This is a genomic window from Bacteroides zhangwenhongii (assembly GCF_009193325.2).
GTDB lineage: Bacteria > Bacteroidota > Bacteroidia > Bacteroidales > Bacteroidaceae > Bacteroides > Bacteroides zhangwenhongii.
This window is the reverse complement of the sequence record NZ_CP059856.1, coordinates 1089858-1109159: the sequence shown is the minus strand read 5'-3', so window position 1 is coordinate 1109159 and position 19302 is coordinate 1089858. Positions and strand designations below refer to the sequence as shown.

General features: G+C 43.9%; 14 protein-coding genes. 12 read left to right on the top strand and 2 right to left on the bottom strand.

Annotation, left to right across the window (positions count from 1 at the left end):
• The first annotated feature begins 30 nt into the window (after positions 1-30).
• From GD630_RS04380 to rpiB, 11 genes are all read left to right on the top strand, one after another.
• Positions 31-1953 carry an arabinan endo-1,5-alpha-L-arabinosidase gene (locus GD630_RS04380; protein ID WP_143864691.1) on the top strand — a complete coding sequence of 641 codons (1923 nt, stop codon included), beginning with the start codon at positions 31-33 and terminating at the stop codon, positions 1951-1953.
• 170 nt (positions 1954-2123) lie between these two features.
• Entirely contained in the window at positions 2124-3263 is a 1140-nt protein-coding gene (locus GD630_RS04375) for an aldose epimerase family protein (protein WP_143864692.1), read from the top strand.
• A gap of 25 nt (positions 3264-3288) precedes the next feature.
• A complete protein-coding gene (locus GD630_RS04370; protein WP_143864693.1) occupies positions 3289-4983 on the top strand; it encodes a sodium:solute symporter in 1695 nt (564 codons plus the stop codon).
• Positions 4984-5011: 28 nt separating this feature from the next.
• A complete protein-coding gene (locus tag GD630_RS04365) occupies positions 5012-5689 on the top strand; it encodes an NUDIX hydrolase (protein WP_143864694.1) in 678 nt (225 codons plus the stop codon).
• Positions 5690-5694: 5 nt separating this feature from the next.
• A complete protein-coding gene (locus GD630_RS04360) occupies positions 5695-6378 on the top strand; it encodes an L-ribulose-5-phosphate 4-epimerase (protein WP_007753683.1) in 684 nt (227 codons plus the stop codon).
• Positions 6379-6418: 40 nt separating this feature from the next.
• Positions 6419-7945, top strand: coding sequence for an L-arabinose isomerase (gene araA, locus GD630_RS04355; RefSeq protein ID WP_007753681.1), 1527 nt, complete (start codon positions 6419-6421; stop codon positions 7943-7945).
• A gap of 12 nt (positions 7946-7957) precedes the next feature.
• Entirely contained in the window at positions 7958-9553 is a 1596-nt protein-coding gene (locus GD630_RS04350; protein ID WP_143864695.1) for a xylulokinase, read from the top strand.
• 107 nt (positions 9554-9660) lie between these two features.
• The gene (locus GD630_RS04345) at positions 9661-12063 is read left to right on the top strand and encodes a beta-L-arabinofuranosidase (protein WP_143864696.1); all 2403 of its coding nucleotides are present in this window, start codon (positions 9661-9663) and stop codon (positions 12061-12063) included.
• A gap of 28 nt (positions 12064-12091) precedes the next feature.
• Positions 12092-13636 carry an alpha-N-arabinofuranosidase gene (locus tag GD630_RS04340; RefSeq protein ID WP_143864697.1) on the top strand — a complete coding sequence of 515 codons (1545 nt, stop codon included), beginning with the start codon at positions 12092-12094 and terminating at the stop codon, positions 13634-13636.
• Between the two features lie 141 nt (positions 13637-13777).
• Positions 13778-15787: a transketolase family protein gene (locus GD630_RS04335; protein ID WP_143864698.1), complete on the top strand. Its 2010-nt coding sequence runs from the start codon at positions 13778-13780 to the stop codon at positions 15785-15787.
• Positions 15787-16221: a ribose 5-phosphate isomerase B gene (gene rpiB / locus GD630_RS04330; protein WP_007759225.1), complete on the top strand. Its 435-nt coding sequence runs from the start codon at positions 15787-15789 to the stop codon at positions 16219-16221. Before GD630_RS04335 ends, rpiB begins: the two co-directional genes overlap by 1 nt.
• A gap of 68 nt (positions 16222-16289) precedes the next feature.
• Here rpiB and GD630_RS04325 read toward each other — a convergent pair whose 3' ends face one another.
• Together GD630_RS04325 and GD630_RS04320 are read right to left on the bottom strand one after the other, a co-directional pair.
• Entirely contained in the window at positions 16290-16766 is a 477-nt protein-coding gene (locus GD630_RS04325; RefSeq protein WP_022276059.1) for a DUF456 domain-containing protein, read from the bottom strand.
• 290 nt (positions 16767-17056) lie between these two features.
• A complete protein-coding gene (locus GD630_RS04320) occupies positions 17057-18295 on the bottom strand; it encodes a DUF3874 domain-containing protein (RefSeq protein ID WP_143864699.1) in 1239 nt (412 codons plus the stop codon).
• A gap of 325 nt (positions 18296-18620) precedes the next feature.
• Between GD630_RS04320 and GD630_RS04315 the strand changes: the two genes are divergently transcribed.
• Complete coding sequence (locus tag GD630_RS04315; protein ID WP_143864700.1) at positions 18621-19265, top strand: HU family DNA-binding protein; 645 nt, start codon at positions 18621-18623, stop codon at positions 19263-19265.
• Positions 19266-19302: the final 37 nt, after the last annotated feature.

Genomic DNA, 19302 nt, shown 5'->3' with positions numbered 1-19302 from the left:
GATAAAAACAATATTCTAAAGATATAAATTATGAAATACTTACTATCAATATACTTTTTAATAAGTTGCACACTTTTACTTTTAGCATGCAATGATGACGAAAATAACGGAACCGGAGATTTGACTATATCCTCCCCCGCTATCAGCAACATATCATACAATACGGCGGAAGTCAGCACGACACTATCCGGTGAAGAAAGCAACTCAATCATAAAAAAAGGTTTCTGTTACAGCACAGAAGCCGATCCGGATATTAATGACGAAATCGTTGAAATACAAGGAAATCATTTTAATGCGACCCTTAGCGGACTTTCACAAAGTACCACTTACCATGTAAGAGCGTTTGTTTCACTATACAATGCCGCTCCCATCTATTCTGAGGCGACCAGTCTGACTACACTCACGGAAAGCATTGACGACCAGTTTGCCAACTATGAAGCTCCCGCCTACCCGGACAATTATCTGAATATATCCGGCTGGGCCAATCGTGACGAATGGAACTTAGCTAATGTGCATGATCCTACTGTAATGAAAGCGGATGACGGCTATTACTATATGTATCAGACCGACGCTTCTTATGGTAACGCACACGATGGACACGGACATTTCCATGCACGCCGTTCCAAAGATTTAGTAAATTGGGAATATATGGGTGCGACAATGAAATCAACTCCGACTTGGGTAAAAGAAAAACTGAACGAATATCGCACCGAAATGGGATTGGAACCGATTTCCAGTCCTGCATACGGATATTGGGCTCCCGTAGCACGCAAAGTAAAAACCGGACTATATCGTATGTATTATTCAATCGTAATCACTAATATGATAAAAAGTGGCAAACCGGAAAAGATAGTCAACAACGTGAATGTGAATTTTGACAATTCTTGGGGAGAACGGGCTTTCATCGGATTAATGGAAACAACCGACCCTGCAAGTAATGTATGGGAAGACAAAGGATTTGTCGTTTGTTCTGCATCAGATAAAGACATGAATGCTTGGGAAAGACCCAATACACAAGATTGGGACGCGTATTTCAAGATTAATGCAATTGACCCCACTTACATTATTACAGAAAACGGAGAACATTGGATGATTTACGGTTCATGGCATAATGGAATTGCTGCCATGCAGCTAAACCCGGAAACAGGCAAGCCTCTCAAAGAATTAGGCAAGCCGTGGAATATTAGCGGTGAGGATAATTCCGGTTATGGAAAAATTATCGCCAGTAGAGGGACAAGCCGCTGGCAGGCCTCAGAAGGACCGGAAATCATCTACCGCAATGGATATTATTATCTATTCTTGGCATACGGTGGATTATCCGTAGAATACAACACCCGCGTATGTCGTTCAACAACCATTGACGGAGAATATGTAGACATATTGGGTAATAAAGCGACATCCGCCTCCGGATTGTATCCTATTGTTACCCGTCCTTACAAATTCAACGATAGTTATGGTTGGGTGGGCGTTTCACATTGCGCTGTATTTAATGATGGTAATGACAACTGGTACTTTGCTTCTCAAGGAAGATTCCCTGAAAATATAGCAGGGATTAATGCCAGCAATGCAATTATGATGGGACAAATCCGCAGTATCAGGTGGAACTCCGAAGGATGGCCTGTTATTATGCCGGAACGTTACGGTGCTGTGCCCGAAGTTCCAATCAAAGAATCCGAATTGATAGGAAACTGGGAACATATTGCCTTAACCGCAAATAATCCATTAGTGCAACAAGGATCCAGTAATATGGTATTTGACGCCAACCATAAAGTTTCCGGTAGCTGGAATGCACAATGGAGTTTTAATGCCGAAGATCAGACTATAACACTAAATAATGGATTGACTCTTTATCTAAAACGTGAAGTTGATTGGGAAGCAACTCCGAGAGTTGCAACAATTGTTTATACAGCCTACAACGGTGAGAAGACCTATTGGGGGAAGAAAGTACAATAACACATTAAGTAACAATCTTCAAAAACTGCTTCCTGAATTTTTATATTCCGAAGCAGTTTTTTGCATTTTATGTTGTATAACATACACCAGTGTATCGCATACACCGAAACAAAGTGTTACTTTTACACCCGAATTAAGACAATCAACTCATTTACATAAAAAATATAACCATGAAAAAACATTTTCTACTAGCAGGATTTGCCGCACTTATGCTCTTTGCGTGCAATAACAAGCCGGTTTCCGAGCTGACTCTATCAGGTCTTGATCCGGCAAAATTTCAAACAGAAGTAAATAATGCCCAAACCAATCTTTATACTTTAAAGAATAAAGCAGGCATGGAAGTGTGCATTACTAATTTCGGAGGTCGTATCGTGTCTATCATGGTACCGGACAAAAACGGAAAGATGCAGGATGTAGTTTTAGGCTTCGATAGTATTGCCGACTATATCAATGTCCCCAGCGACTTCGGTGCTTCCATCGGACGTTATGCCAATCGTATCAATCAAGGACGTTTTGTTCTTGACGGTGATACCATCCAGCTACCACAAAACAATTTCGGGCACTGTCTACACGGAGGTCCCAAAGGATGGCAATATCAAGTATATGAGGCAAATCTTATTGATCCGATGACATTGGAACTCACCCGTATCTCACTCGACGGTGATGAAAATTTTCCAGGTAATGTAACTGCCAAAGTCACTTACAAACTGACTGAAGACAACGCTATCGATATTAAATATAGCGCAACTACCGACAAAAAGACGATCATCAACATGACCAACCACTCTTATTTCAACCTGGCCGGCAATCCGTCGAAAGCCTCAACCGACAATATTCTGTATGTGAATGCAGACTACTATACTCCGGTAGACAGCACTTTCATGACAACAGGTGAAATTGCCCCGGTAAAAGATACTCCGATGGACTTCACGACTCCGAAAACAGTAGGGCAAGACATCAGTAACTATGATTTCGTCCAGTTGAAAAACGGAAACGGTTATGACCACAATTGGGTACTGAACACTAAGGGAGACATTTCGCAGGTAGCTGCCAAACTGACTTCACCGGAAAGCGGTATCACTCTGGAAGTATATACCAACGAACCGGGTATCCAAGTTTATACAGGTAACTTCCTCGACGGTACTGTAACCGGAAAGAAAGGTATCGTTTACAATCAACGTGCTTCCGTATGTCTGGAAACGCAACATTATCCGGACAGTCCCAACAAAGCTGATTGGCCTTCAGTAGTTCTGGAACCGGGACAAACCTATAATAGCGAATGTATTTTCAAATTCTCAGTAGAGAAATAATATTAACTTATAAATCATATTTATTGTGGAAGCATTAGATTGGGTGGTAATCGGCGTCTTCTTTTTGGCGCTGATCGGTATTATTGTTTGGGTAGTCAGACAAAAACAAAATGACTCGGCAGATTATTTTTTAGGCGGACGTGACGCAACTTGGCTCGCAATCGGAGCCTCTATCTTCGCATCAAACATCGGTTCGGAACACTTGATAGGACTGGCAGGCGCCGGAGCCTCCAGTGGTATGGCGATGGCTCATTGGGAAATTCAAGGATGGATGATTCTGATTTTGGGATGGGTGTTCGTTCCATTCTATACACGAAGCATGGTATACACAATGCCGGAATTCTTGGAACGACGTTATAACCCACAGTCACGTACGATCTTATCTGTTATTTCTTTAGTAAGTTATGTATTGACAAAAGTAGCTGTAACAGTCTATGCCGGTGGTTTGGTATTCCAACAGGTATTCGGTATCAAAGAACTTTGGGGAATCGACTTCTTCTGGATTGCTGCAATCGGATTGGTAGTTCTGACAGCACTTTATACCATCTTCGGGGGTATGAAATCCGTATTGTATACTTCTGTACTCCAGACTCCTATCCTTCTGCTTGGTTCGTTGATCATCCTCGTGCTTGGTTTTAAAGAACTGGGTGGCTGGGACGAAATGATGAAAGTTTGCGGTGCGGTAACAGTAAATGATTACGGAGATACAATGACTAATCTGATCCGTAGTAATGATGATCCGAACTTCCCTTGGCTGGGTGCTTTGATCGGTTCCGCCATCATCGGATTCTGGTATTGGTGTACTGACCAGTTTATCGTACAGCGTGTACTTTCCGGAAAGAATGAGAAGGAAGCACGCCGCGGTACCATCTTTGGCGCTTACCTGAAACTGCTGCCTGTCTTCTTGTTTCTTATTCCGGGTATGATCGCATTTGCATTGCATCAGAAATATATCGGTGCCGGTGGTGAAGGATTCCTTCCGTTGCTGGCTAACGGAACAGCAAATGCCGATGCCGCTTTCCCCACTTTGGTCGCTAAATTGTTGCCGGCCGGTGTGAAAGGTCTGGTTGTATGCGGTATCCTTGCAGCTTTGATGAGTTCTTTAGCTTCTTTGTTCAATTCATCCGCCATGTTGTTTACTATTGACTTCTACAAACGTTTCAGACCGGAAACTCCGGAAAAGAAACTGGTAGGTATCGGCCAGGTTGCAACAGTTGTAATTGTAATCTTAGGTATCCTTTGGATTCCTATCATGCGTAGTGTAGGTGACGTTCTTTATACTTATTTGCAGGATGTTCAGTCTGTATTGGCTCCGGGTATCGCAGCCGCTTTCTTATTGGGTATCTGCTGGAAGCGTACTTCCGCTCAAGGTGGTATGTGGGGATTGATAGCCGGTATGGTTATCGGCTTAACTCGTCTGGGTGCTAAAGTATATTATAGCAATGCCGGAGAAGTGGCAGACTCTACATTCAAATATCTGTTCTATGATATGAACTGGCTGTTCTTCTGCGGATGGATGTTCCTATTCTGCATCATTATTGTAATCGCAGTCAGCCTGGCTACAAAAGCTCCGACAGCGGAAAAGATTCAGGGCTTGGTATTCGGTACGGCTACAAAAGAACAGAAAGCGGCTACACGTGTAAGCTGGAATCATTGGGATATTATCCACACGGTAATTATCCTGGCTATTACCGTAGCTTTCTACTGGTATTTCTGGTAACAATTAATTAACTAATATAAAAAAAACGATGAACAATTATTATAGCTCGAATCCTAGCTTTCATGTAGGCATTGACTGCATCATTTTTGGATTTAACGATGGTGAATTAAGTCTGCTACTGCTGAAAAGAAATTTTGAACCAGCAATGGGCGAATGGTCTTTGATGGGAGGATTCGTGCAAGAAAACGAAAGTGTGGACGATGCGGCCAAACGTGTACTAGCGGAACTTACCGGATTGGAAAACGTGTATATGGAACAAGTGGGAACTTTCGGAGCGGTCGACCGTGATCCGGGAGAACGGGTAATCTCCGTTGCATACTATGCGTTGGTCAACGTCAATGAATATGACCGGAAACTGGTTCGGAAACATAACGCTTACTGGGTAAACATCAATGAACTTCCCCCACTGATTTTCGATCATCCTGCAATGGTGACAAAAGCAAGGGAGTTGATGAGACAAAAAGCTTCTACCGAACCTATCGGTTTCAACTTATTGCCTAAACTTTTCACACTATCCAAATTGCAGAGTTTATATGAAGCCATTTATGGTGAAACGATGGATAAGCGCAACTTCCGCAAGCGTGTTGCCGGAATGGATTATGTGGAAAAGACCGATAAGATAGATAAGCTATGTTCCAAACGAGGGGCAGCCTTATATAAGTTTAATAGCAAGATTTATCGTAAAGATCCGAAATTCAAATTATAATCAATATGCTGGAAGAACTGAAAGAAAAAGTATTTCATGCCAATCTCGAATTGGTAAAGCATGGATTAGTCATCTTTACTTGGGGGAACGTTTCTGCCATCGACCGTGAAAGCGGGTTGGTAGTAATCAAACCCAGTGGTGTAAGTTACGATGAAATGAAAGCAGAAGATATGGTAGTAGTGGATCTGGATGGCAAGGTCGTTGAAGGACGGCTGAAGCCATCTTCAGATACTCCGACTCACGTAGTACTCTACAAAGCATTCCCGGAAATCGGCGGAGTGGTACATACCCACTCTACCTATGCGACCGCTTGGGCGCAAGCCGGATGCGACATTCCGAACATCGGAACTACTCATGCCGATTATTTCCATGACGCTATCCCCTGCACGGCAGATATGACCGAAGCAGAAGTGAAAGGTGCCTACGAACTGGAAACCGGGAACGTGATCGTGAAGCGTTTTGAAGGTTTGAATCCTGTACATACGCCGGGCGTGCTGGTAAAGAATCACGGTCCTTTCTCCTGGGGAAAAGACGCACACGATGCAGTACACAACGCCGTAGTAATGGAACAGGTAGCAAAAATGGCAAGTATCGCATACGCCGTTAATCCCAATTTAACAATGAATCCTCTGCTGATTGAAAAACATTTCAGTCGCAAGCATGGTCCGAATGCTTATTACGGACAATAATCAATTAAAAACTAGAAATTAAAAATTAAAGCAAAACATTATGAACGCATTTGATCAATATGAAGTATGGTTTGTAACAGGAGCACAGCTTCTGTACGGAGGTGACGCAGTAATCGCAGTAGACGCACACTCTAATGAAATGGTTAACGGGTTGAACAACTCCGGTAAACTCCCTGTAAAAGTGGTATACAAAGGAACTGCCAACTCTTCCAAAGAAGTGGAAGCTGTTTTCAAAGCTGCCAACAACGACGAGAAATGTGTCGGTGTTATCACTTGGATGCATACTTTCTCTCCTGCAAAAATGTGGATTCACGGTTTGCAACAGTTGAAGAAACCGTTGTTGCACCTGCATACTCAGTTCAACAAGGAAATTCCTTGGGATACAATGGATATGGACTTCATGAACCTGAATCAGTCGGCTCATGGGGACCGTGAATTCGGACACATCTGTACCCGTATGCGTATCCGTCGCAAAGTGGTAGTAGGTTATTGGAAAGACGAAGACACACTGCATAAGATTGCCGTATGGATGCGTGTTTGTGCAGGTTGGGCAGATTCTCAAGATATGCTGATCATTCGTTTTGGCGACCAGATGAACAATGTAGCCGTAACTGACGGTGACAAGGTGGAAGCGGAACAACGTATGGGTTATCATGTAGACTATTGTCCGGTAAGCGAACTGATGGAATATCACAAAGATATCAAAGACGCTGACGTAGACGCATTAGTAGCTACTTATTTCAAAGAATACGACCACGATGCTTCTTTGGAAGACAAATCAACCGAAGCTTATCAGAAGGTATGGAACGCCGCAAAAGCAGAATTGGCTCTTCGCGCTATCCTGAAAGCGAAAGGCGCAAAAGGATTCACAACCAATTTTGACGACTTGGGCGACTTGGAGCACAACGGTTTCGACCAGATTCCGGGACTTGCTTCTCAACGTCTGATGGCGGAAGGTTATGGTTTCGGTGCCGAAGGCGACTGGAAATCCGCTGCTCTCTACCGCACTGTATGGGTAATGAATCAAGGGCTTCCGAAAGGCTGTTCTTTCCTCGAAGATTACACATTGAACTTCAACGGTGCACAAAGCTCTATCTTACAATCACATATGTTGGAAGTTTGTCCGCTTATCGCAGCCAACAAACCTCGTCTGGAAGTACACTTCCTCGGTATAGGTATTCGTAAGAGCCAGACAGCTCGTCTTGTCTTTACTTCTAAAGTCGGTACAGGTTGTACTGCAACTGTAGTAGACTTAGGCAACCGTTTCCGTCTGATTGTAAATGATGTGGAATGTATCGAACCGAAACCGCTGCCGAAATTACCGGTTGCTTCTGCTCTTTGGATTCCAATGCCTAACTTTGAAGTAGGTGCCGGTGCATGGATTCTGGCAGGTGGTACTCACCATTCTTGCTTCTCTTATGATCTGACCGCTGAATACTGGGAAGATTATGCAGAAATCGCAGGTATCGAAATGGTACATATCAATAAAGATACGACTATCAGCTGCTTCAAGAAAGAGTTGCGCATGAATGAAGTATATTATATGTTGAATAAAGCACTTTGCTAAACACTATCCAACATGAAATCAGATGCAAAATCAACAATCGAAACAGGCAAAGCCATTCTTGGAATCGAACTCGGTTCTACACGGATAAAAGCCGTTTTGATTGATCAGGAAAACAAGCCGATTGCTCAAGGAAACCATACTTGGGAGAACCAGCTAGTTGACGGGCTTTGGACATACAGTATCGAAGCCATCTGGTCCGGTCTGCAAGATTGCTATGCCGATCTCCGCTCCAACGTGAAGAACTTATACGGCATAGAGATCGAGAACCTGGCAGCTATCGGTGTCAGTGCCATGATGCACGGTTATATGCCCTTCAATGCAAAAGAAGAAATCCTCGTACCTTTCCGTACCTGGAGAAATACGAATACCGGTCGCGCGGCAGCAGCTTTATCAGACCTGTTTGTCTACAACATTCCGTTGAGATGGAGTATTTCTCACTTGTACCAGGCAATTCTGGACAACGAAGCACATGTCAAAGACATTGACTTCCTGACTACTCTTGCAGGTTATGTGCATTGGCAGTTGACAGGCGAGAAAGTATTGGGCATAGGCGATGCATCCGGAATGCTCCCCATAGACCCGACCACCCACAACTATTCAGCCGAAATGGTGGCGAAGTTCGATAAGCTGATTGCTCCGAATCAGTACAGTTGGACACTGCAAGATATCCTGCCCAAAGTACTGTCGGCAGGTGAAAGTGCAGGTGTCCTTACACCTGAAGGAAGCAAGAGACTCGATGCATCCGGTCATTTGAAGGCAGGAATACCGGTATGTCCGCCGGAAGGAGACGCGGGTACCGGTATGGTTGCAACCAATGCTGTGAAACAGCGTACAGGAAACGTATCGGCAGGAACATCCTCTTTCTCCATGATTGTATTGGAGAAAGAGTTGTCAAAGCCATACGAGATGATCGATATGGTCACCACTCCGGACGGAAGCCTGGTAGCTATGGTACATTGCAACAATTGCACATCCGATCTCAACGCATGGGTTAACTTGTTCAAAGAATACCAGGAGCTTCTGGGTATACCTGTAGACATGAACGAAATTTATAGCAAGCTCTATAACATCGCTCTCACAGGTGATACCGATTGCGGAGGTCTACTCTCCTACAATTATATTTCAGGTGAGCCCGTCACAGGACTTGCAGAAGGAAGGCCCTTGTTTGTACGTTCTGCCAATGACAAGTTCAATCTGGCAAACTTCATGAGAAGCCATTTATACGCTTCCGTCGGAGTACTCAAGATTGGCAACGATATCCTGTTCAATGAAGAGAAAATCAAAGTGGACAGGATCACAGGTCACGGTGGATTATTCAAAACAAAGGGAGTAGGTCAAAGAATACTCGCAGCTGCCATCAACTCGCCTATTTCTGTAATGGAAACAGCCGGTGAAGGAGGTGCTTGGGGTATTGCCCTGCTCGGTTCTTACCTCGTGAACAATGAGAAAAAACAATCGCTTGCTGATTTTCTGGATGAGAAAGTATTTGTCGGAGACGCCGGTATCGAGGTATCGCCTACCGCTGAAGACGTAGCCGGTTTTAATACATACATCGAGAACTACAAGGCAGGATTGCCCATCGAAGAAGCAGCAGTGAAATTCAAATAGCCCTCATCATGGAGGGCTCTCCGCTTCTTTCTTAATCACCTACGTATTAACATAAATTATCCCCATTCCCTCTCCTTTCCGGAGAGGGACAAGGGGAAACTATTATCATGAAAACCACGTCGTTCATACTTGCACTTCTCCTATCCGCCTCACTGTCTAAAGCACAGAACGTTCCACAGGTGTCATACTTCCCCTTACAAGACGTCAAACTATTGGATAGCCCGTTCTTACAAGCCCAACAAACTGATTTGCATTACATACTCGCCCTTAATCCCGATCGCTTGCTGGCTCCTTTCTTACGCGAAGCGGGACTCACTCCGAAAGCTCCGAGTTATACCAATTGGGAAAACACCGGACTGGACGGACACATCGGCGGACATTATTTATCCGCACTCTCCATGATGTATGCCGCTACCGGAGATACCACAGTTTACAACCGGCTTAACTATATGCTTGACGAGCTATACCGTGCCCAACAAGCTGTCGGAACAGGTTTTATCGGAGGAACTCCGGGCAGTCTCCAACTTTGGAAAGAAATTAAAGCAGGTAATATCCGTGCCGGAGGTTTCGACCTCAATGGCAAATGGGTGCCTCTCTACAATATACACAAGACATACGCCGGATTGCGGGACGCCTACCTCTATACAGGCAGCGACCGGGCACGCCGGATGTTGATTGCTTTTACAGATTGGATGATCGACATTACTTCCGGTCTGAGCGATCAGCAAATACAAGATATGCTCCGTAGCGAACATGGCGGACTAAACGAGACTTTCGCTGACGTAGCTGCAATTACGGGAGATAAAAAGTACCTGGAACTGGCACGTCGGTTCTCCCATAAGATTATCCTTGATCCGCTTATCAAAGATGAGGACCGACTGACAGGCATGCACGCCAATACCCAAATACCGAAAGTGATCGGTTACAAACGAATCGCCGAACTCTCACAGGACGACAAGAATTGGAATCACGCCGAAGAATGGGATCATGCAGCCCGTTTCTTCTGGAATACGGTTGTCAACAATCGCTCTGTCTGTATCGGAGGGAATAGTGTACGCGAGCATTTCCATCCGGCCGATAATTTTACCTCCATGATAAACGATGTGCAAGGGCCGGAGACCTGCAATACCTACAATATGCTCCGCCTTACTAAAATGCTTTATCAGAACTCTCACAATCCCTGCAATATAAATGAACCCGACCCCAACTACATCAACTATTACGAACGTGCGCTTTACAACCATATCCTAGCGTCTCAAGGGCCGGATAAAGGCGGATTTGTATACTTCACCCCTATGCGACCGGGACATTACCGCGTTTATTCACAACCGGAAACATCTATGTGGTGTTGTGTCGGCTCTGGTCTGGAGAACCATACCAAATACGGTGAATTCATTTATGCGCATCAGAAAGATACGCTTTATGTCAATCTTTTCATCCCCTCACAACTGAACTGGAAAGAACAAGGCGTCATCTTGACACAGGAAACCCGCTTTCCCGATGACAATAAGGTTACTTTGCGAATAGATAAAGCTTCTAAGAAACAACGTACTTTAATGATACGCATTCCGGAATGGGCTAACCAATCTTCCAACTATTCAATTAGCATTAATGGGAAGAAAGAAACGTTTCCCACGAAAAAAGGAAATCAATATCTTCCTCTTTCCCGTAAATGGAAAAAAGGAGACGTCATAACCTTCAACCTGCCGATGAAAGTTACTATTGAACAAATCCCCGACAAGAAAGATTATTATGCTTTCTTATACGGTCCTATCGTTCTTGCAGCTTCCACAGGCACAGAACATCTCGATGGTCTGTATGCCGATGACAGTCGCGGCGGCCATATCGCACATGGCAAACAAATTCCTTTGCAGGAAGTCCCGATGTTGATAGGAGATCCCAATTCAATATGCAAAGATCTTCACAAAGAAAAGGGGAACCGGATCGCTTTCCGTTACAATGGAGATGTCTATCCGGCACAAGGCAAAGCATTGGAACTCGTTCCTTTCTTCCGCCTGCATAATTCCCGTTATGCCATTTACTTCCGGCAGACAAGCGAAGAGCAATTCAAAGCCATTCAAGAAGAAATGGCAACAGCCGAACGAAAAACGACCGAATTAGCCAATCAAACTATTGATCTTATCTTTCCCGGTGAACAGCAACCGGAGTCCGACCATGCTATCCAATATGAGCAGGCAGCAACCGGAACGGATAAAGACAGACACTTCCGCCGTGCCAAAGGTTGGTTCGGCTATCAACTGAAAGTAAAAGAGGAAGCAAGCCGTCTCCTGATTACGATACGGAAAGATGACCGGAACAAAATGACTATCCTCTTGAATAATGAAAAGTTGGCTGTTAAACCGACAATCAGTGAAGCGGACAAAGGCGGTTTTATTACTCTTTCTTATGCCCTGCCCCAAAAGTTGAACACGGGCAATTGTCCGATACGTTTCATCCCTGACGGGACGGAATGGACTCCTGCTATCTACGAAGTACGTTTACTAAAATAAAAAAACAATCATTAAACAAATACCATTTATGAAAGCAAAATTATTAGTCAGCACAGCCTTTTTGGCAGCTTCAGTATCTCTTTCTGCACAAAAGAGCGCTACCATCACTTTACACGCCGATCAAGGTAAAGAAATTATCCCAAAAGAAATTTACGGTCAGTTTGCCGAACATTTGGGTTCATGTATCTACGGCGGTCTTTGGGTAGGCGAGAATTCGGATATTCCTAATATAAAGGGATATCGCACAGATGTATTCAATGCATTAAAAGAACTCGCCGTTCCTGTTCTTCGTTGGCCGGGTGGTTGTTTTGCCGATGAATACCACTGGATGGACGGTATCGGACCCAAAGAGAACCGTCCGAAGATGGTAAATAACAACTGGGGAGGAACCATTGAAGACAATAGTTTCGGTACTCATGAGTTTCTAAACCTGTGTGAAATGCTGGGTTGCGAACCATATGTCAGTGGAAATGTAGGCAGCGGTACGGTAGAGGAACTCGCCAAATGGGTAGAATATATGACATCTGACGGCGACTCTCCTATGGCGAACCTTCGCCGCAAAAACGGGCGTGACAAGGCATGGAAGATTAAATATCTGGGTGTAGGAAATGAAAGTTGGGGATGTGGCGGCAGTATGCGTCCCGAATACTATGCAGACCTGTACCGTCGTTACTCCACCTATTGCCGCAACTATGACGGCAACCGTCTCTTCAAGATTGCCAGCGGAGCCAGCGATTACGACTATAACTGGACTGATGTATTGATGAATCGTGTAGGACACCGTATGCAAGGTCTTTCTCTTCATTATTACACCGTAACGGGCTGGAGTGGCAGTAAAACTTCCGCTACTCAATTCAACAAAGACGACTATTACTGGACAATGGGCAAATGCCTCGAAGTGGAAGAAGTCCTCAAAAAACATTGCGCCATCATGGACAAATATGACAAGGATAAGAAAATCGCCCTTTTACTTGACGAATGGGGAACTTGGTGGGACGAAGAACCCGGAACCATCAGAGGACACCTCTATCAGCAAAACACATTGCGCGACGCTTTCGTTGCCTCTTTGAGCCTTGACGTATTTCATAAATACACCGATCGTCTGAAAATGGCAAATATCGCACAAGTTGTCAATGTACTTCAATCCATGATTCTGACAAAAGGAAAAGAGATGGTACTGACTCCCAGCTATTATGTTTTCAAAATGTATAAGGTACATCAAGACGCCACTTATCTCCCTATCGACCTGGAGTGTGAAAAGATGAATGTACGCGATAACCGTACCGTACCGATGGTAAGCGCCACAGCCTCCAAAGACAAAAACGGTGTTATCCATATTTCCCTTTCAAACGTAAATGCCGATGAAGCACAGGAAATCATCATCAATCTGGGAGACACAAAGGCAAAGAAGGCTACCGGAGAAATCCTGACCTCTGCCAAACTCACCGATTACAATTCTTTTGAGAATCCTAATATTGTAAAACCGGCACCTTTCAAAGAGGTAAAAATCAATAAAGGCACAATGAAGGTAAAACTTCCTGCTAAGTCGATTGTTACTTTAGAGTTACAGTAAATCAAGGGCTATTACTTATTGTATTATAAACAAGAAGACAAGTAAAATGGTAATAAAAAAGATAGCTCTTTTGGATTGTTAAATCCACATAAAGAGTTATCTTTGCCAACAATCTTACAGAAATCAATTAATTTTAATGATATGAACGATAATAAACTTATGAATCGTGCAGCGGATAACATCCGTATTCTCGCTGCTTCAATGGTTGAGAAAGCCAATTCCGGTCACCCGGGTGGTGCCATGGGTGGTGCTGACTTTGTGAATGTACTCTTTTCTGAGTTTTTAGTATATGATCCGGAGAATCCCCGCTGGGAAGGACGTGACCGTTTCTTCCTCGATCCGGGACATATGTCTCCAATGCTTTATTCAACATTGGCACTGACCGGTAAATTCACATTGGATGAATTGAAAGAATTCCGCCAATGGGGAAGCCCCACTCCGGGACATCCGGAAGTAGACATCATGCGGGGCATTGAAAACACTTCCGGTCCGCTGGGACAAGGACATACTTTTGCCGTAGGTGCTGCCATTGCCGCTAAATTTCTAAAAGCACGCTTTAACGAAGTGATGAATCAGACTATCTACGCTTATATCTCTGATGGCGGTATCCAGGAAGAGATTTCTCAAGGTTCCGGACGTATTGCCGGTGCATTGGGTCTGGATAATCTGATCATGTTCTACGACTCCAACGACATTCAGCTTTCTACAGAAACGAAAGATGTAACTATAGAAGATACTGCCATGAAGTATGAGGCATGGGGATGGAACGTACTGAGTATCAACGGTAACGATCCTGACGAAATCCGTGCAGCTATCAAAAAGGCACAGGCGGAAAAGGAACGTCCGACATTGATTATCGGTAAGACTGTGATGGGTAAAGGTGCACGCAAGGCGGACGGCAGCAGCTATGAAGCTAACTGCGCTACACACGGTGCTCCTCTCGGTGGCGACGCATATGTAAATACAATTAAGAATTTAGGCGGTGATCCTACCAACCCGTTCGTTATATTCCCGGAAGTAGCCGAACTGTATGCAAAACGTGCAGAAGAATTGAAAAAGATCGTAGCTGAAAGATATGCAGTGAAAGCCGCATGGGCAAAAGCTAATCCGGAACTTGCAGCCAAACTGGAACTGTTCTTCTCCGGCAAAGCTCCGAAAGTGGATTGGGCCGCTATCGAACAGAAAGCAGGCAGCGCTACTCGTGCCGCATCGGCAACCGTATTAGGTGCTCTCGCTACACAAGTAGAAAATATGATTGTAGCTTCTGCCGACCTTTCCAACTCTGACAAGACCGACGGTTTCTTGAAAAAAACTCATTCGTTCAAGAAAGGCGATTTCAGCGGAGCATTCTTCCAGGCAGGTGTATCTGAACTGTCAATGGCTTGTATCTGTATCGGTATGTCGCTTCACGGTGGTGTAATCGCAGCTTGCGGTACATTCTTCGTATTCTCCGATTACATGAAACCTGCCGTACGTATGGCTGCATTGATGGAACAACCCGTGAAGTTCATTTGGACACACGATGCGTTCCGTGTAGGCGAAGACGGTCCTACTCACGAACCGGTAGAACAGGAAGCACAAATCCGCTTGATGGAAAAACTGAAAAACCACAAGGGACACAACTCTATGTTGGTACTCCGTCCGGCAGATGCAGAAGAAACAACTATCGCATGGAAACTTGCAATGGAGAATATGTCCACTCCGACAGGTCTGATTTTCTCCCGCCAGAATATTGCCAACTTACCGGAAGGAACAGATTACGAACAAGCAGCGAAAGGCGCTTATATCGTGGCCGGTTCTGACGAAAACCCGGATGTAATCCTGGTAGCTTCCGGTTCTGAAGTTTCCACTTTGGTAGCCGGTACAGAGTTGCTTCGCAAAGATGGTGTAAAAGTACGTATTGTATCTGCTCCGTCTGAAGGGCTGTTCCGTAACCAATCCAAAGAATACCAAGAATCTGTTCTCCCTGCAAATGCCAAGATTTTCGGTTTGACCGCCGGTTTGCCTGTTACTCTTCAAGGTCTGGTAGGCTGTCATGGCAAAGTATGGGGCTTGGAATCTTTCGGTTTCTCCGCACCTTACAAAGTACTGGATGAGAAACTTGGATTCACAGCCGAGAATGTATATAACCAAGTAAAGGCAATGCTCTAATGAAAACAATCGGATTAGCATGCGACCACGCCGGTTTTGAACTGAAAGAATATGTTCGCGGCTGGCTGGAAGTAAAAGGCTGGGCATATAAAGACTTTGGGACCAACTCTGCGGCAAGTGTAGATTATCCGGATTATGCCCATCCGCTGGCTCTTGCAGTGGAATCGGGTGAATGTTATCCCGGTATTGCTATCTGCGGCAGTGGAAACGGAATCAATATGACACTGAACAAGCACCAGGGGATTCGTGCAGCTCTTTGCTGGAATGCAGAGATTGCGCATTTGGCACGTCAGCACAATGACGCCAATATCTTGGTCATGCCGGGACGCTTCATCAGCACAGAAGAAGCGGACATGATTTTAACCGAGTTTTTCTCTACCGAGTTTGAAGGAGGACGTCATCAAAAACGTATCGACAAGATTCCGGTGAAATGAGCCTGAAATAAAGTAAACAAAGCAGTAAAGCTGTTCTTCTTTCCGGAGAGCAGCTTTATTTATATTCATCAAACAAAACCGGCAATAAACTGATAACAGAAATAACCGCAGACAACCAGTTTTAACAAGGTTCCCAATATGAATCCTATTAAGGAACCGAATCCAGATTTAAGCGCCTGTGAGAATTCCTTATTTCCCAACAGTTCCCCAATGACAGCCCCCAGAAACGGACCGAGAATAATCCCCCATGGCAAGAAAAGAAGACCGACAAGGGTACCTATTATACATCCCCAATTTCCCCACTTACTGCCACCGCTGTATTTACTGCCCAACATTGGAGTAAAATAATCCAGGACCTGTAATACAACCACAATCAGCAACCATACAATTAATTGCGTAGTACTGTACTCCACCTTATCTGTACAATGGAGAATAAACAGTCCCAAATAAGCAATGGGAGGGCCGGGAAGAAACGGAAGAATACAACCGGCTAATCCGGCAATCATACAGAGAGCACCAATGATAATCAAAATAACGTCCAGCATAATCTCTATCAACAATTATCCTCCACTATTTTTCCAAAGCTGGTAATGTTATCAAACTCTCGAAATTCTGTATACCAATAGGAAATTTGCGCATCACACTATCCATAGTTATTCTTCATTTAATAATTATTCAAAGATAAACATTATTTTCGAGTGCCCCTCACATTCCAAGTGATTTTTATAAGCCCTTCACCTTTTGGCTACAGAGCCCTATCCATGGGCTAAAGCGGGTGAAGGGGGCTTCCTTCACCCAAGCCGTCACTCAAGCCATCATCCCAATCAGCTCTCTTTTACCCAATTTTTACCACCCGATATACATTTCCAAACTTTGTATGCTTCCGTTCTATCCCCACCGCTACCAGAATTTGCGCCAGACTTGCCGGATTCGCCCCACGCATCGCTGACGGATTCTTCTTTTTCAAACATTGAAAGATCTCGGCTGCTGAACGAAGTTCACCCTCCTCCCCTTTTTCTACAGAACGATAGCAAGAACGCAATACATCCTCTACCGGACCTTGACGGTAAAAAGGCAGATTATTTTTCTGTAATACCTGTTCTTCCTCCTTTGTAAACCAATAACGTTCGCCCGACAAGATTTCCGCTTTCAACTGCGCATAAATCTGCTTATGCTCAATCCCATTACAATCGATAGGACATTCCACCATCACACAAATAAACCTCCTGCTACCCGTCGGATCTGTCAATAGCTCCTTCCGGTTGGATGTTCCGATAAAAGAAGCGATTCTCGGTAATGAACGATAATTTTTCTGATATGCTTTGCATAAACTCAATGAAGCCATCTGCATCAAGTTTTTCAACAACGGCATTTTTGTCGGAGGATATTTATCAAATTCATCAAGATTGAGAAGTCCCATCTCCGCCAATCTTCGTTCCACCCGTCCTTCACTTGTCAAATCCACCTTATCCATATAATATCGCTGAAGCGCAGCAGGAAGCAGGGACTTACAAAAAGTAGATTTCAGATACCCCTGTTCCGTACTGACAAGCAAAGGAGCCACACTATTGGCATGTTCTCCCATGATTCCCATCCATTGTGCAGTCATTCCCAACATCCAGATATGAAACTCTTTCACCCAAGCCGAATCGGTAGAAACCCGCTGTGCCAAATCAACCAATCGGTCTATGCCATCCCACGCAGGCAATTCATCCAAATAGAGTCTGAAAGGATGATACTCCGCAATGCGAGTGGAATAAATGCAACGTGACAGATCACGGTCCCAACAAGGAATCCCCGACTCATGAGCTTCCAGACATAACGTATTCAACACACGTTGATTGATTGGCAGAAATCCTTCTTCCACCTGCTCCATCGAACGGAATTCCGTTTCTTCCGTCAGAATGTTATAGCGAAAATCATAACGGGATTTCAAAAAACATTCCACGCTTTCTGTCAACTTCTTCGTTTTAGGAGGCATTTCTGTTTCCTCTATTCGCTTTTCTACTTCACTTTTACAAAAGTGATTTACAATTTTCCGCCACCATACCAATAATACACTTTTCTTTTCCATAAAATTTCCGTTTTTTAGTTTTAACGGTTGCGAATATAATACCTGAAAAATGGGATTTGCAACTTTTTAATCCACTCATTTTCATATAAATGAACTTCATACTTTATCCGGTTATTCCTTGTTTATCTCCTAATTAAGCCTTACCTTTGATGCGGACATTCTTATCTTATCACAATAATGATAATATCTTATCACATCTATGATAAGTAAGTATCATTGCTATGATAAGTACTTATCACAATAATGATAAGTAATAGATATCCGGAAGAAAATCGAGAAATATACGGAAGATAATCTATAAACATTAAAGAAAGAAGAAAGTAGTATGGCAGTACAATTTGAACTATATAAGACTCCTATGCCGAAGGAGAAAAAGAATAAGGTAAGGTATCACGCACGTCCCATCAATTATGAAACAGTAGATACGGAAAATTTGGTTTACCGTATCCACGAACGCTGTTCATTAAGTCCGTCGGACGTTATAGCTACACTGGAAGAATTGAAATACGAAGTGGCTCAATGTCTCAAGGAAGGAAAGAAAGTGCATATCGACGGATTGGGATACCTGCAAGTCACTCTTAGCTGTGAAGAAGAAATACGAGACCCCAAAGCGAAACGGGTACACAAAGTCAAATTAAAAGCCATCAAGTTCAAGGCGGACAAGGAGTTGAAAGCGGAACTTTCGGATATGCACTTCAAACGTTCAAAATACAAACCGCACTCCACCGAACTGTCCAACACTGAGATAGACATGGAATTGACGAAATACTTTGCCGAGAATCAGATTATCACCCGGAAAGATTTCCAATATCTCTGCGGAATGACACAGATTACGGCATATCGGCATATCAAAAGACTGATTGCGGAAAAGAAACTCCAAAACAAAGGGACTACCCATCAACCTATCTACACTCCCGTTCCAGGCAACTACCGGATTTCCGTAGATATAAAATACAAGGATAAAAAATAATGTTAAGGTAGATAATGAGCTACTGATTATGTATATT

Excerpts from the sequence above, each read along its gene's own strand:
- GD630_RS04320 (WP_143864699.1), bottom strand. The coding sequence starts at position 18,295 with ATGGAAAAGAAAAGTGTATTATTGGTATGGTGGCGGAAAATTGTAAAT.
- GD630_RS04375 (WP_143864692.1), top strand. The coding sequence starts at position 2,124 with ATGAAAAAACATTTTCTACTAGCAGGATTTGCCGCACTTATGCTCTTT.
- GD630_RS04340 (WP_143864697.1), top strand. The coding sequence starts at position 12,092 with ATGAAAGCAAAATTATTAGTCAGCACAGCCTTTTTGGCAGCTTCAGTA.
- araA (WP_007753681.1), top strand. The coding sequence starts at position 6,419 with ATGAACGCATTTGATCAATATGAAGTATGGTTTGTAACAGGAGCACAG.
- GD630_RS04360 (WP_007753683.1), top strand. The coding sequence starts at position 5,695 with ATGCTGGAAGAACTGAAAGAAAAAGTATTTCATGCCAATCTCGAATTG.
- GD630_RS04350 (WP_143864695.1), top strand. The coding sequence starts at position 7,958 with ATGAAATCAGATGCAAAATCAACAATCGAAACAGGCAAAGCCATTCTT.
- GD630_RS04380 (WP_143864691.1), top strand. The coding sequence starts at position 31 with ATGAAATACTTACTATCAATATACTTTTTAATAAGTTGCACACTTTTA.
- GD630_RS04325 (WP_022276059.1), bottom strand. The coding sequence starts at position 16,766 with ATGCTGGACGTTATTTTGATTATCATTGGTGCTCTCTGTATGATTGCC.
- rpiB (WP_007759225.1), top strand. The coding sequence starts at position 15,787 with ATGAAAACAATCGGATTAGCATGCGACCACGCCGGTTTTGAACTGAAA.
- GD630_RS04335 (WP_143864698.1), top strand. The coding sequence starts at position 13,778 with ATGAACGATAATAAACTTATGAATCGTGCAGCGGATAACATCCGTATT.
- GD630_RS04365 (WP_143864694.1), top strand. The coding sequence starts at position 5,012 with ATGAACAATTATTATAGCTCGAATCCTAGCTTTCATGTAGGCATTGAC.
- GD630_RS04345 (WP_143864696.1), top strand. The coding sequence starts at position 9,661 with ATGAAAACCACGTCGTTCATACTTGCACTTCTCCTATCCGCCTCACTG.
- GD630_RS04315 (WP_143864700.1), top strand. The coding sequence starts at position 18,621 with ATGGCAGTACAATTTGAACTATATAAGACTCCTATGCCGAAGGAGAAA.